Consider the following 13,100-nt stretch of genomic DNA (forward strand, 5'->3'; position numbering starts at 1 on the left):
CGTCGGCGCGCGCCCTGCGCGTGGACAAACTGACCCTGGCCGCGCTGGAGGCGACCCTCACCGGGCCGCCGCCGCCCGTGCAGCAGGCGCTGGCCGCGGACGCGGCACGGCTGCGGGCCCGCGCCGAATCTCTTGCCGCCCAGTTGCCCGGGGCGGTGGCGGTGGAATGCGTTGCGGCCGTGGGCGGCGGCGGGGCGCCGGGCGTCGAGCTGCCCAGCGCGGCCGTCAGCCTGCCCGAGTCCTACGCCGCGGCGCTGCGCGCCGGCACCCCGCCGGTCGTCGGGCGCATCGAGTCCGGCCGGTGCCTGCTGGACCTGCGCACCGTGGCGCCGGAGGACGACGCGCTGCTGGCGGCGGCGGTGCTGGCATGTTCGTCCTAGCCACCGCCGGGCACGTCGACCACGGCAAGTCGACCCTGCTGCACCGGCTCACCGGCATGTGGCCGGACCGGCTGGCCGAGGAGCAGCGCCGCGGCCTGACCATCGACCTCGGCTTCGCCTGGACCGAGCTCGCCGGCCGGCAGCTGGCATTCGTCGACGTACCGGGCCACGAGCGGTTCGTGGCCAACATGCTGGCCGGATTGGGGCCGGTTCCGGCGGTCGTGTTCGTCGTCGCGGCCACCGAGGGTTGGATGCCACAGTCGGAGGAGCATCTCGCCGCGCTGGACGCCCTCGGGGTGCGCCATGGGCTCGTCGTCATCAGCAAGGCCGACCTCGCCGACCCGGGCCCGGCCGTCGCTCAGGTGTCCGAGCGCCTGGCCGCCACCTCGCTGGCCGGGGCCCCCGTCGTGCCCGGCACCGACCTGGTCGGGGTGCGCGCCGAATTGCTGGCGCTGACCGACCGGCTCCCGCCCCCGGATCCCGGCGCCGACGTCCGGCTGTGGGTCGACCGTTGTTTCACCGTCCGGGGTTCCGGCACGGTCGTGACCGGCACGCTGGCCGCGGGCACGGTCCGGGTGGGCGACGAACTGGAGCTCGCCGGTCGGCGCGTCACCGTCCGCGCGCTGCAGTCACTGGGCCGCGACCAGCCCGCCGTCGGCGCGGTGGCCCGGGTCGCGCTCAACCTGCGCGGCGTGGACCGCCACGACGTCGCCCGCGGCGATACCGTTCGGGCGCCGGGCGTCTGGCTGGACACCGCGGAGATCGACGTCGCCCTGCGGTCGGCGGACGCTTTGCACCGCCAGCTCGTCCTGCACATCGGATCCGCCGCCGTTCCGGTGCAGGTCCGTCGACTGGGAGCGGGTGCGGCCCGGCTGCGGCTGGCGAGGCCACTGCCGCTGCGGGTTTCGGACGTCGGGTTGCTGCGCGATCCCGGGGAGCACCGGATCGCGGCGGGCATCGAAGTGCTCGACGTCCGCCCGCCGGGGCTGCGCCGCCGGGGCGCGGCCCGCGACCGCGCGACGGAACTGGCCACCGGCCGCGCCCGTCCGCCCGACTGCGCGCGGGCGGTCGAACTGCGCGCCATGGGCCTACCGCTTGCCGGGCTTCGGGTGGGTGACTGGGTGGTGGACCCGCAGTGGTGGGCCGCGCGCCGCGACTTCGCGACCGCGGCGGTGCGGCGCTGGGCCGACGAGCACGACGTCGCGGCGGGGATGCCGCTGGAGGCGCTGCGCCAGCGCGCCGGGCTGCCCGCCGCGGAACTCGTGGCGCCGCTGCTCGACGGCACCGGGCTACAGGTGGCCGACGGGTTGGTCCGCGCGCCGGGCGCCGGCCTCCCGCCCCGCGTCGACAAGGCAGTGCGCGCGATCGAGGAGTGGCTGGCCGCCGAGCCCTTCCGCGCACCCGAGGCCGACGAACTGGCCGACCTCAAGCTCGGCCCGCGCGAGCTGGCCGCGGCGGTCCGAGCCGGGCGGCTGACCCGGGTCGCCGACGGCATCGTGCTCGGGCCCGACGCGTTCGATCGCGCCGCCGGGATCCTCGCTCAGCTGGTGCAGCCGTTCACCGTGAGCGAGGCGCGCCGCGCGCTGGGCACTACCCGGCGGGTCGCCGTGCCGTTGCTCGAGCAGCTCGACGCGCGACGGGTGACGCGGCGCGGGGGCGACGGCAACCGCACGGTCGTCTGATCACTCGGCCAGCGGGCCGCGCTACAGCCGCTCCCTGACCGCCGCCGACAACCGCGCGCCGTCGGCCTTTCCGGCCGCGATCGCGGTGGCCGCCTTCATCACCAGTCCCATCTGCTTCATCCCCGGCCGCTCGCCGATCTCCTCGGCGACCTGTGCGATCGCGGTGTCGGCGACGTCGGCGAGCTCGGCCTCGGTGAGCGGCGTGGGCAGGTACTCGTCGATGATCCGCGCCTCGGCGTGCTCGTTCGCCGCAAGCTCACCGCGACCGTTTTGGGTGTAGATCTCGGCCGCCTCGCCGCGCTTCCGCGATTCCCTGGCCAGCACCTTGAGGACTTCGTCGTCGGAGAGCTCGCGGGCCTGCTTGCCGGAGACCTCCTCGGTCTGGATCGCGGCCAGCAGCATGCGCAGGGTTGCCGTTCGCAACTTGTCCTGCGCCTTCATCGCCTGGGTCAGGTCGGTCCGCAGCCGGGATTTGAGTTCCGCCATGCCTGGGACCCTACGCGCCGGCGCGTCGGTCAAGATTGTGAAATGCCCGGACCGCCGACAGGATGGAGCCCATGACCAACGACGCGCCCGGCCGCAGGGCAGATTTCAGGCCTGGTTTCAAAGGCCGCCGCCCACGGTGAACGCGTCGCCGCCTGGTTATCCGGTTGTTCCCCCGCCCGGGGCGTACGCGCCGCCCGGCTACGGCCCGCCACCGGGCTACGGTCCACCACCCGGCTACGGCCCGCCACCCGGCTACGGCCCGACATACGGCTACGGTCCACCACCGGGATACGGGCCGGCACCGGGATACGGCCCGGCATACGGATACGGTCCGGCGCCGGGGTACGCGCCGCCATACAGTCCGCCGCAATTCGCTCCCGGCGCGATCAAACCCGGAATCATCCCGCTGCGCCCCCTGACGCTCAGCGACATCTTCAACGGCGCGGTCGGCTACGTCCGCGCCAACCCCAAGGCGACGCTGGGGCTGACCGCGATGGTGGTCGTGGTCATGCAGCTGATCTCGCTGGTCGCCACGTTCGGCCCGTTGGCCGCGTACGGCCGGATCACGATCGCGCGCTCGAACGAGCTGAGCGGCGGGATCGTGGGCGCCTGGATGGCGTCGATGGCCGCCGGGATGCTGGTCACCTGGCTGGGCGGCATGCTGCTGTCCGGCATGCTGACCGTCATCGTGGGGCGCGCGGTGTTCGGCTCCCCGATCACCATCGGCGAGACCTGGGCCAAGATCCGGGGCCGGCTGTTGCCGCTGCTCGGGCTGGCGCTGCTCGAAGCCGCCGTGGTGGCGGCGCTTTTCGGGCTGGTGGCGGTGGTGATCGCGCTGTTGGCCGTGGCCGGCGGCCCGGGGCCGGCGGTGCTGTTGGGCCTGCCGATGGTGCTCGTGACGATCGCTTTGCTGGTCTACCTCTACACCGTGGTGTTGTTCGCGCCCGTACTGATCGTCCTCGAAAGGCTGCCCGTCTTCGAGGCGATCGCCAGATCGTTCGCGCTGGTCCGCAACGGCTTCTGGCGGGTGCTGGGGATCCGGACGCTGACCTTCATCGTGGCGTCCTTCATCGGCAACGCCGTCGCGGCACCGTTCAGCATCGGCGGCGAGATCCTGGTGGCGACCATGACCCCGTCCACCGGCGCGTTCCTGCTGAGCACCGCGATCGCGTCCGTGGGTTCGGCGATCGGCCAAATCATCACCGCGCCGTTCAACGCCGGTGTCATCGTGCTGCTCTACACCGACCGCCGCATGCGGGCCGAGGCGTTCGACCTGGTGCTGCAGAGCGGGGCCGCCGGCGGGCCTCCCACGGCCGAGTCCACCGACAACCTCTGGCTGACCCGGCCGGTTTAGGGACCCACGAACCGTGCCTTCGATCGACATCGACCGCGATGCCGCCCATCAGGCCGCGCAGATCGAACTTAACAAGCCGATCTATTCCAAGGACTCCGCGGCCCGCCAATTCGCCGAGTGGGTCAACGAGCAGCTGTACCGGCTCCTCGAGAAGACCGCGAAGATACCGGGCGGATGGTTCACCACCACCGTGCTCCTGGTCCTGTTGGCCGTCGCGGTGGTGGTCGCCATCCACGTCGCACGACGCACCATGCGGACCAACCGCGGCGGCGACTACCGGTTGTTCGAGGCCGCCCAGCTCACCGCCGCCCAGCATCGCGCCACCGCCGAAAGCTTTGCGGCAGAGGGCAACTGGTCGGCCGCGATTCGGCACCGGCTGCGCGCCGTCGCGCGTCAGCTCGAGGAGAGCGGCGTCCTGGAACCGGCCCTGGGCCGCACCGCCAACGAACTGGCCCGGGACGCCGGCGCCGCGCTCCCCCACCTGTCGAGCGAATTATCCGAGGCCGCAACGGCTTTCAATGACGTGACCTACGGTGAGCGGCCCGGCACCGAGGCCGCTTACCGGATGATCGCGGCCCTCGACGACCACCTGCGGTCACGCGGGCCGGCCGCCCCCGCGACGGCGGGGCAGCCCGCGGCGACCGAAGCATGGGCCCAGGTCCGGTGACGGCAAGCATCGGGACCCCTCGGGCAGCCGGGACCGGGTCGGCGGCGCGGCGGTGGCGGCCGTGGGCCGGGGTGCTTCTCACCATTGTGGTGCTGGCGGTCATCGCCGGCGTGGGCGCCTACCTCAGCGCACCGCGGCCCGGGGCCCGGATGGATGCGGAATCGACCTCCCCCGACGGGGCGCACGCGCTGGTGACGCTGCTGCGCGACGGCGGGGTCGAGGTGGTGGTCGCCGGCACCGTCGGCGACGTCGAGCAAGCGGCCCGGCCCGGCACGCAAATCCTGGTGGCGCAGAGCCAGTTCCTCACCGACCCCGCGCTGCTGGACCGGCTGGCGAAGGTCCCCGGTGATCTGCTGCTGGTGGAACCGACGGCGCGAACCCGCGAAGCGCTGATGCCGGGGGTGCGAATGGCGGTGGGCAGCATCTCCTTTGACAGCAACCCGAATTGCACTCTGCGCGAGGCGAATCGCGCCGGATCGGTTCGGTTCGGGCCGAGCGACACCTATAAGGCCACCGATGCGCGGACGATGACCAGCTGCTACGACGGGGTGCTGATCCGGTATCGCGAGAACGGGCGGACCGTCACGGCGGTCGGCAACACCGACTTCATGACCAACGGGAGCCTGTTGCAGTCCGGCAACGCCGCCCTGGCGATGAACCTCGCGGGCGACCGGCCCCGCCTCATCTGGTACGCACCCCACCGCGTTGAGGGCGAAACAGCGTCGCCCTCATCAGTTTTCGACTTGATCCCGGAGAACGTCATTTGGATCGTCTGGCAGCTGTGCCTGGTCGTGCTGCTGGTCGCATTGTGGAAGGGCCGGCGGCCCGGCCCGCTGGTGGCCGAGGAATTGCCCGTGGTGGTCCGCGCGTCGGAGACCGTCGAGGGCCGCGCCCGGCTCTACCGGTCCCGGCGGGCACGGGATCGCGCCGCCGCGGCTTTGCGCACCGCCACCGTGCAGCGGCTGCTGCCCCGCCTGGGCCTGGGCCCGGGTGCGCCCGCGCCGGTGGTGGTGACCACCGTGGCCCAACGCTGCGGCGCCGACGCGGGATTCGTCTCCTACCACCTGTTCGGGCCGCCGCCGGCCACCGACCACGACCTGTTACACCTTGCCCGTGTGCTCGACGACATCGAAAGGCAGGTCACACACACGTGACGCAACCATCTCCCGCCCAGACGCCTGATCCTGAGTCGTCCGGCTCTCCCCCGCAAGCGGGTGGGGTCCCCGCACCGCAGGGGAGTACCCCCCCTTCGGGGCCGCATCGTTCCGGGACCGAAGCCGATTCGGCGCGCGAGGCGCTGCTGGCGTTGCGAACCGAGCTGGCCAAGGCCGTCGTCGGGCAGGAGGGCGTAGTCAGCGGCTTGGTGATCGCGCTGCTCTGCCGGGGCCACGTGCTGCTGGAAGGTGTTCCGGGAGTGGCGAAGACGCTGCTGGTGCGGTCGCTTGCGGCCGCCCTGCAACTGGAGTTCAAGCGGGTGCAGTTCACACCCGACCTGATGCCCGGCGACGTGACGGGTTCGCTGGTCTACGACACCCGCACCGCCGCATTCGAATTCCGCCGCGGCCCGGTGTTCACCAACCTGCTGCTGGCCGACGAGATCAACCGCACCCCGCCCAAGACGCAGGCCGCGCTGCTCGAGGCGATGGAAGAGCGCCAGGTCAGCGTGGAAGGCGAGGCGAAGCCGCTGCCCGACCCGTTCATCGTCGCCGCGACGCAGAACCCGATCGAATACGAGGGCACCTATCAGCTGCCCGAAGCCCAATTGGATCGCTTTTTGCTCAAGCTGAACGTAACGCTGCCCGCGCGCGACGCGGAGATCGCCATCCTGGCCCGGCACGCGCACGGCTTCGATCCCCGCGACCTGTCGGCGATCAAGCCGGTGGCCGGGCCGTCCGAGCTGGCCGCCGGGCGGCACGCCGTGCAACAGGTCCTGGTCGCCGACGAGGTGCTGGGCTACATCGTCGACATCGTCGGGGCCACGCGCTCGTCCCCGGCGCTGCAGCTGGGGGTGTCACCGCGCGGGGCGACGGCGCTGCTGGGCACCGCCCGCTCCTGGGCGTGGCTGTCCGGCCGCAGCTACGTCACCCCCGACGACGTCAAGGCCATGGCCCGCCCGACGCTGCGGCATCGGGTGATGCTGCGCCCGGAGGCCGAGCTCGAAGGGGCCACGCCCGACGGCGTGCTCGACGGGATTCTGGCGTCGGTTCCGGTGCCGCGCTAGATGATCGTGACCGGACGTACCGGGTTGGTGGCGCTGATCTGCGTCCTGCCCATCGCGGCATCACCCTGGCCCGCAAGGGCTTTCGTGATTCTGCTCGCGGCCCTGGCGACGGTGGTCGTCGTCGACGCGGCGCTGGCGGCCAGCACCCGCGGGCTGCGCTACGTCCGTTCGCCGGACTGCTCGGCCCGCCTCGCCCAGCAGGTGGACGTCGACCTGGTGATTCACAACGACGGTCGCCGCCGGTTCCGCGGGCAGGTGCGCGACGCCTGGCCGCCCAGCGCGCGGGCCGAACCGCGCAGTCATTCCCTCAACGTCCCCGCCGGGGAACACCGGCGCGTGCAGACCCGGCTGCGACCGGTTCGCCGCGGCGATCAGCGCGCGGCCCGGGTCACCGCCCGATCGATCGGGCCGCTGGGCCTGGCCGGACGGCAGGGTTCGCAGTCGGTGCCCGGGCAGGTGCGGGTGCTGCCGCCGTTCTTGTCGCGCAAGCACCTGCCGTCGCGGCTGGCCAAACTGCGGGAGATCGACGGCCTCTTGCCCACCCTGATACGCGGTCAGGGAACCGAATTCGATTCCCTGCGCGAGTATGTCGTCGGCGACGACGTGCGCTCGATCGACTGGCGAGCGACCGCGCGGCGCGCAGACGTCGTCGTTCGCACCTGGCGGCCGGAACGCGACCGGCGCGTGGTCATCGTGCTCGACACCGGGCGCACGGCGGCGGGCCGCGTCGGGGTCGACCCGACGGCCACCGACCCGGCCGGCTGGCCCCGGCTGGACTGGGCGATGGACGCCGCGCTGCTGCTGGCGGCGCTCGCGTCGCGGGCCGGTGATCACGTCGACTTCCTCGCCCACGACCGGGTGAGCCGCGCCGGTGTGTTCGGCGCGTCGCGCACCGAACTGCTCGCCCAACTGGTCGATGCCATGGCCCCGCTGCAGCCGGCGCTGCTCGAACCCGATTGGCGGGCAATGGTTGCCGCCGTTCTGCGGCGCACCAGGCGCCGTTCGCTGGTGGTGCTGCTGACCGACCTCAACGCGACCGCCCTGGACGAGGGCCTGGTGCCGGTGCTGCCCCGGCTGTCGGCCAAACATCACGTGATGATCGCCGCCGTCGGCGATCCGCGCGTCGACCAGATGGCGGCGGGGCGCGCGGACGCGGCGGCCGTCTACGACGCGGCGGCCGCCGAACGCTCCCGCAACGATCGGCGCGCGATCGCGACGCGGCTGCGCCACGGCGGGGTGGACGTCGTCGACGCCCCGCCCACCGAGATCGCGCCCACCCTTGCCGACCACTACCTGGCGATGAAAGCCACCGGCCGGCTTTAGCTTTCGGTTGGGTTGGCTACCCGGTCGGCACGACGTCGGGCGCGTCTTCCACGTCGCCGGTCTCACCGGCCCGGGCCGCCCGGCGACCGAAATACACGATGTACGACAGGAATGCCGCCTCGGCGATGACGCCGACGCCCACCCGCACGAACGTCGGCAACGGGGACGGCGTCACCAACGCTTCGATCAACCCCGAGACCAGCAACACCACCGCCAGGCCGACGGCGACCGAGACCACGCCGCGGCCCCGTTCGGCGAGCACCTGCCCGCGCGGCCGGTCCCCGGGCGAAATCACCGACCAGCCCAACCGCATCCCCGTTGCCCCCGCCAGGAATACCGCCGTCAGCTCCAGCAGTCCGTGCGGGGCCAACAGCCCCAACAGGATGCCGCCCTTGCCGGCCTGGAACATCAGCCCCGCGATCAGCCCCAGGTTGGCGGCGTTGTTGAACAGGATGAGCGGGATCGGCAGCCCCAACACGACCGACATCGCGATGCATTGCGCCGATACCCAGGAGTTGTTGGTCCACACCTGCAATGCGAACGCCGCGGCGGGGTGTTCGCTGTAATACGACGCCACATCGTGATTGACCAATTCGTCTATGTCGCTTGGTGTTCCGAGGGCGGACTGCACCTCCGGATTGACGGCCACCCAGATTGCGATGACCACCACGACGGCGAAGAAGGCCACCGCCGTGCCGGCCCACCACCGCCACGTGCGGTACGCGACCACCGGAAACGAGACCGTCCAAAACCGGGCGAACGTGCTGCTCAGCGGCGCGTGCGCGCCGGTCACCGCGGAGCGGGCGCGCGCGACCAGGCTGGAGAGCCGGCCGATCAGCAGCGAGTCCGACGACGCCGACCGCAGCATCGAGAGGTGCGTGGACACCCGCTGGTAGAGCTCGACGAGTTCGTCGACCTCGGCACCGCTCAGGGACCGCCGCCTCTTGACCAATTGGTCGAGCCGGTCCCACGTTCCGCGATGGGTCAGCACGAATGCGTCGACGTCCACCCTGCGCAGCCTAATCGGCCTGTACCGTTCGGTGTTATGTCGGAGGTGGTGACCGGGGACGCCGTGGTGCTCGATGTGCAGATCGCCCAGTTGCCGGTGCGGGCGGTGGGCGCACTGATCGACATCGCGGTGATCTTTGTCGGTTATCTGCTCGGCCTGATGTTGTGGGCGGCCACCCTCACCCAGTTCGACAGCGCGCTGAGCGCCGCCATCCTGCTCATCTTCACGGTGCTGGTGATCGTCGGGTATCCGTTGGTGTTCGAAACCGCCTCGCGGGGGCGCTCGGTCGGCAAGATGGTGATGGGCCTGCGAGTGGTGTCCGACGACGGAGGCCCGGAACGCTTCCGGCAGGCGCTGTTTCGCGCGCTGGCCTCGGTGGTCGAGATCTGGATGCTCGCGGGGAGTCCCGCCGTCATCTGCAGCATCTTGTCGCCGAAGGCAAAGCGCATCGGCGACATCTTCGCCGGCACGGTGGTGATCAGCGAACGCGGGCCGCGATCCGATCCACCGCCGGTGATGCCGCCACCGCTGGCGTGGTGGGCTTCCTCGCTGCAGTTGTCCGGCCTGGACGCCGGCCGGGCGGAGGTTGCGCGCCAATTCCTTTCCCGCGCACCGCAACTCGACCGCCATCTACGTCAACAGATGGCGTACCGAGTCGCGGGTGACGTCGTTTCGCGGATCGCTCCGCCACCGCCTCCCGGCGCCCCGCCGGAGCTGGTGCTCGCCGCCGTGCTCGCCGAGCGACATCGCCGTGAGCTGGCGCGGCTCCGCCCGGCAATGCCTCCCGCCGGACCCTGGCCGGCGCCGGGTCCGCCCCCTTGGCCGACCGCGCCACCGGCGCCCGCGCCGCCACACCAGCCGGAGGCGGCGCGCCCGCAGGCGGGACCGGCGACCGGCGGCTTTTCGCCGCCGGTCTGAGCCGTAGCGCGGCGAAGCCGGCCTAGCCAGAGACGGCCGCCGCCATCAGGGCGACGTCGAGGACCAACAGCGCCCAGCCGACCAGCGGAACCGCGATGCCGCCGCGACGCTTTGCGGTGAAGAACGAGACAACAAGAACGACGAAAGCCACCACGGGTGCGCCGTAGAACGCGACGCCGAAATCGATGCCGCCGCGACCCAGGTTGGGGCAATTGTGGTCGCTGCATCCGTCGGTGCTCATCACCGCGCCGAGCGCGAACAGCATGACGATGGCCGCGGCGGGCACCGTCGCGAGCGCCAGCGCCCAGTTGACCCAGGGCCACGCGTTGCGGCCGCGGCCGGCGTCGCCCCGCGCGGGATCGGCCCCGCTCCGGGCTCCTGCGCCGACGGTCAGGTTGTTGTTTGCGTCCATCCCACAGTTCCTACCCGCGGTTCTGCGGATGCAAACCGCGCCGTTGCGCCCGGCTAGATCGCCGTTTGGGCAGGTCAGCCCGCGGTAACCGGCGATTTTCGCGGAGTCGGAATATCCTGTTGCATCGCGTTAGTTTACGATATATCGTGATAATCCGTAAGCGCACGACCGGTGCGTTTCCCCACTACGTAAGGACCACAAACAATGACCAACCCCTTCACTCCCCCCGAGGGACCATTCGCCGGCCGGCCCGGTTTCGGATTCGGTTTCGCCCCCGGCCCGGTGGACCGGCGCGCCCTGCACGACGCCCGGCGTCAGGCCCGCCGGGAATTCCGTGAACACCTCCGCGACCACGCCGGCGACCAGTTCGGCCCCGGCTTCGGCCCGGGATTCGGCCCGGGCTTCGGGCCGGGTTTCGGCCCCGGGTTCGGCTTCGGCCCGGGCGGCCGGCGCGGCGGGTGGCGTCGTGGCGGCCGCGGTCGCGGACGCCGCGGTGACGTGCGAGCGGCCATCCTGGCGCTGCTGACCGAGCGGCCGATGCACGGCTACGAAATGATCCAGCAGCTCGCCGAGCGCAGCAACGGCATCTGGCGGCCCAGCCCCGGGTCGGTGTACCCGACGCTGCAGTTGCTGGACGACGAAGGCCTCATCACCGCAAGCGAAACCGACGGCAGCAAAAAGCTTTTCACGCTGACCGACGAGGGCCGCGCGGCGGCCGAGAAGATCGAGACCCCACCGTGGGAGGAGATCGCCGAGGGCGCCGACCCCGGCCAGGTCAACCTGCGAGCGGCGATCGGCCAGTTGTTCGGCGCGGTCGCGCAATCCGCGCACACCGCCACCGCCGAGCAGCAGCAGCGCATCGTCGAGATCCTCAACAATGCCCGCCGCGAGGTCTACGGCATCCTGGGCGAGGACTGACCTCTATCGGCCGCGAGCGTGCGCGGAATGACGGCACACACGGCGTGTCGCCGCGCAGACGCGCACGCTCGCGGCCAACAGCTAGCTCACGTCGACCCAGTCCAGGGTTCGCTGCACGGCCTTTCGCCACCCCGCATACCCCGCGGTGCGCTGGTCGTCATCCCACGTCGGGGTCCAGCGCTTGTCCTCCTGCCAGTTGGCCCGCAGGTCGGACGGATCCGCCCAGAACCCGACCGCCAGCCCCGCCGCGTACGCGGCGCCGAGCGCGGTGGTCTCGGCGACCACCGGCCGCACCACGTCCACGCCCAGCACGTCCGCCTGGATCTGCATGCACAAATCGTTGCCCGTGACGCCGCCGTCGACCTTCAAAACCTCAAGGGCCACACCGGAATCGGCCTTCATCGCATCCACCACGTCGCGGCTCTGGTAGCAGATCGCCTCCAGCGTCGCGCGAGCGACATGCGCGTTGCTGTTGAACCGCGACAGCCCCACGATCGCGCCGCGGGCATCCGATCGCCAGTAGGGGGCGAACAGCCCGGAAAACGCCGGCACGAAATACACCCCGCCGTTGTCGGGAACCTGGCGAGCCAGCGATTCGCTCTGTGCGGCACCGCTGATGATGCCCAGCTGATCGCGCAGCCACTGCACCGCCGAACCGGTGACCGCGATCGAACCCTCGAGCGCGTAAACGGGTTTGGCGTCACCGAACTGGTAGCAGACTGTGGTCAACAGACCGTTGTTCGACCGCACGATCGTCTCACCGGTGTCGAGCAGCAGGAAATTTCCCGTGCCGTAGGTGTTTTTAGCCTCCCCCTCGGCCAGGCACACCTGACCGACCATCGCCGCATGCTGGTCGCCCAGGACACCGGTGATCGCCACCTCGCCGCCCACAGGTCCGGTCTCCAGCGTGACGCCGTAGGGCTGCAGCGGCGACGACGGCGCGATCGCCGGCAGCATCGCGCGTGGGATGGAGAAGAACGACAACAGCTCGTCGTCCCAGTCCAGCGTCTCGAGGTTCATCAGCATCGTGCGGCTGGCGTTGGTGACGTCGGTGACGTGCACGCCGCCCCGCGGACCTCCGGTCAGATTCCACAGCACCCACGTGTCGGCGGTGCCGAACAGGGCGTCGCCGGATTCGGCGGCCTCGCGGACCCCGTCGACGTTTTCCAGGATCCATTGCAGCTTGCCGCCCGAGAAATAAGTGGCCGGCGGCAGCCCTGCCTTCCGCCGGATCACCTCGCCGCGGCCGTCTCGCTCCAGCGCCGACGCGATCCGGTCGGTGCGGGTGTCCTGCCAGACGATCGCGTTGTAATACGGCCGTCCGGTGCGCCGGTTCCACACCAGCGTCGTCTCCCGCTGATTCGTAATTCCCAGGGCCGAAAGGTCCTTAGAAGACAGGTTGGCCCGGTTCAACACCGACATCAGCACCGACGACGTCCGCTCCCAGATCTCCACCGGGTCGTGCTCGACCCAGCCGGCGCGGGGCATGAGCTGCTCGTGCTCGAGTTGATGGCGGGCCACTTCGGCGCCGTCGTGATCGAAGATCATGCACCGGGTGCTCGTGGTGCCCTGATCGATGGCGGCTACGAATTCAGCGGACCCGGCCAACTAGCTCTCCTCCACCCAAGCGACACGTCCACGTCCATGATGGTCTACCCGACCGGCGACCGTCCGCACAGGTCAGCCTGTCGGCCTTGCGTTAGGGCCGGTAAACCTGTTCCATCGGCGGT

General features: G+C 71.2%; 12 protein-coding genes and 1 pseudogene. 9 read left to right on the top strand and 4 right to left on the bottom strand.

Annotation, left to right across the window (positions count from 1 at the left end; all coding sequences use genetic code 11):
* Nucleotides 1–380: pseudogene (locus tag A5696_RS17620) on the top strand (L-seryl-tRNA(Sec) selenium transferase); the annotation flags it as partial.
* The gene (locus A5696_RS17625; protein WP_067881704.1) at nucleotides 368–2,062 is read left to right on the top strand and encodes a selenocysteine-specific translation elongation factor; all 1,695 of its coding nucleotides are present in this window, start codon (nucleotides 368–370) and stop codon (nucleotides 2,060–2,062) included. The pseudogene A5696_RS17620 and the gene A5696_RS17625, both read left to right, overlap by 13 nt.
* Before the next feature lie 21 nt (nucleotides 2,063–2,083).
* On the opposite strand, the gene A5696_RS17630 is transcribed toward A5696_RS17625, so the two are convergent.
* Entirely contained in the window at nucleotides 2,084–2,548 is a 465-nt protein-coding gene (locus A5696_RS17630; protein ID WP_067881707.1) for a GatB/YqeY domain-containing protein, read from the bottom strand.
* On the opposite strand from A5696_RS17630, the gene A5696_RS17635 reads away from it, so the two are divergent.
* From A5696_RS17635 to A5696_RS17655, 5 genes are read left to right on the top strand one after another with little or no spacing between them, the layout of a single operon-like run.
* A complete protein-coding gene (locus A5696_RS17635) occupies nucleotides 2,547–3,902 on the top strand; it encodes a hypothetical protein (protein ID WP_197517008.1) in 1,356 nt (451 codons plus the stop codon). The two genes, A5696_RS17630 and A5696_RS17635, sit on opposite strands and share 2 nt — an antisense overlap.
* 13 nt (nucleotides 3,903–3,915) lie before the next feature.
* Nucleotides 3,916–4,569, top strand: a complete 654-nt coding sequence (locus A5696_RS17640; RefSeq protein ID WP_067881712.1) for a DUF4129 domain-containing protein — start codon at nucleotides 3,916–3,918, stop codon at nucleotides 4,567–4,569.
* Complete coding sequence (locus tag A5696_RS17645; protein ID WP_067881715.1) at nucleotides 4,551–5,723, top strand: DUF4350 domain-containing protein; 1,173 nt, start codon at nucleotides 4,551–4,553, stop codon at nucleotides 5,721–5,723. Before A5696_RS17640 ends, A5696_RS17645 begins: the two co-directional genes overlap by 19 nt.
* Nucleotides 5,720–6,790: a MoxR family ATPase gene (locus A5696_RS17650; RefSeq protein WP_156738463.1), complete on the top strand. Its 1,071-nt coding sequence runs from the start codon at nucleotides 5,720–5,722 to the stop codon at nucleotides 6,788–6,790. Before A5696_RS17645 ends, A5696_RS17650 begins: the two co-directional genes overlap by 4 nt.
* Nucleotides 6,791–8,113: a DUF58 domain-containing protein gene (locus A5696_RS17655; RefSeq protein WP_067881718.1), complete on the top strand. Its 1,323-nt coding sequence runs from the start codon at nucleotides 6,791–6,793 to the stop codon at nucleotides 8,111–8,113. It abuts the gene before it with no gap.
* 16 nt (nucleotides 8,114–8,129) lie between these two features.
* Here A5696_RS17655 and A5696_RS17660 read toward each other — a convergent pair whose 3' ends face one another.
* Nucleotides 8,130–9,122 (bottom strand): stage II sporulation protein M, encoded by a 993-nt coding sequence (locus A5696_RS17660; protein ID WP_067881721.1) that lies wholly within the window; start codon nucleotides 9,120–9,122, stop codon nucleotides 8,130–8,132.
* A 36-nt stretch (nucleotides 9,123–9,158) separates the two neighbouring features.
* On the opposite strand from A5696_RS17660, the gene A5696_RS17665 reads away from it, so the two are divergent.
* Nucleotides 9,159–10,040, top strand: coding sequence for an RDD family protein (locus A5696_RS17665; RefSeq protein WP_067881730.1), 882 nt, complete (start codon nucleotides 9,159–9,161; stop codon nucleotides 10,038–10,040).
* A 22-nt stretch (nucleotides 10,041–10,062) separates the two neighbouring features.
* Here the strand turns inward: A5696_RS17665 and A5696_RS17670 are convergent, their stop codons facing one another.
* A complete protein-coding gene (locus A5696_RS17670; protein ID WP_067881732.1) occupies nucleotides 10,063–10,452 on the bottom strand; it encodes a hypothetical protein in 390 nt (129 codons plus the stop codon).
* 204 nt (nucleotides 10,453–10,656) lie between these two features.
* Between A5696_RS17670 and A5696_RS17675 the strand changes: the two genes are divergently transcribed.
* On the top strand, nucleotides 10,657–11,370 hold the full coding sequence (locus tag A5696_RS17675; protein WP_067881735.1) for a PadR family transcriptional regulator: 714 nt from the start codon (nucleotides 10,657–10,659) through the stop codon (nucleotides 11,368–11,370).
* 81 nt (nucleotides 11,371–11,451) lie between these two features.
* On the opposite strand, the gene glpK is transcribed toward A5696_RS17675, so the two are convergent.
* Nucleotides 11,452–12,978 carry a glycerol kinase GlpK gene (gene glpK / locus A5696_RS17680; RefSeq protein ID WP_067881739.1) on the bottom strand — a complete coding sequence of 509 codons (1,527 nt, stop codon included), beginning with the start codon at nucleotides 12,976–12,978 and terminating at the stop codon, nucleotides 11,452–11,454.
* Between the last annotated feature and the right edge of the window lie 122 nt (nucleotides 12,979–13,100).

The organism is Mycobacterium sp. E2699 (assembly GCF_001666745.1).
In the GTDB taxonomy this organism is placed as follows: domain Bacteria; phylum Actinomycetota; class Actinomycetes; order Mycobacteriales; family Mycobacteriaceae; genus Mycobacterium.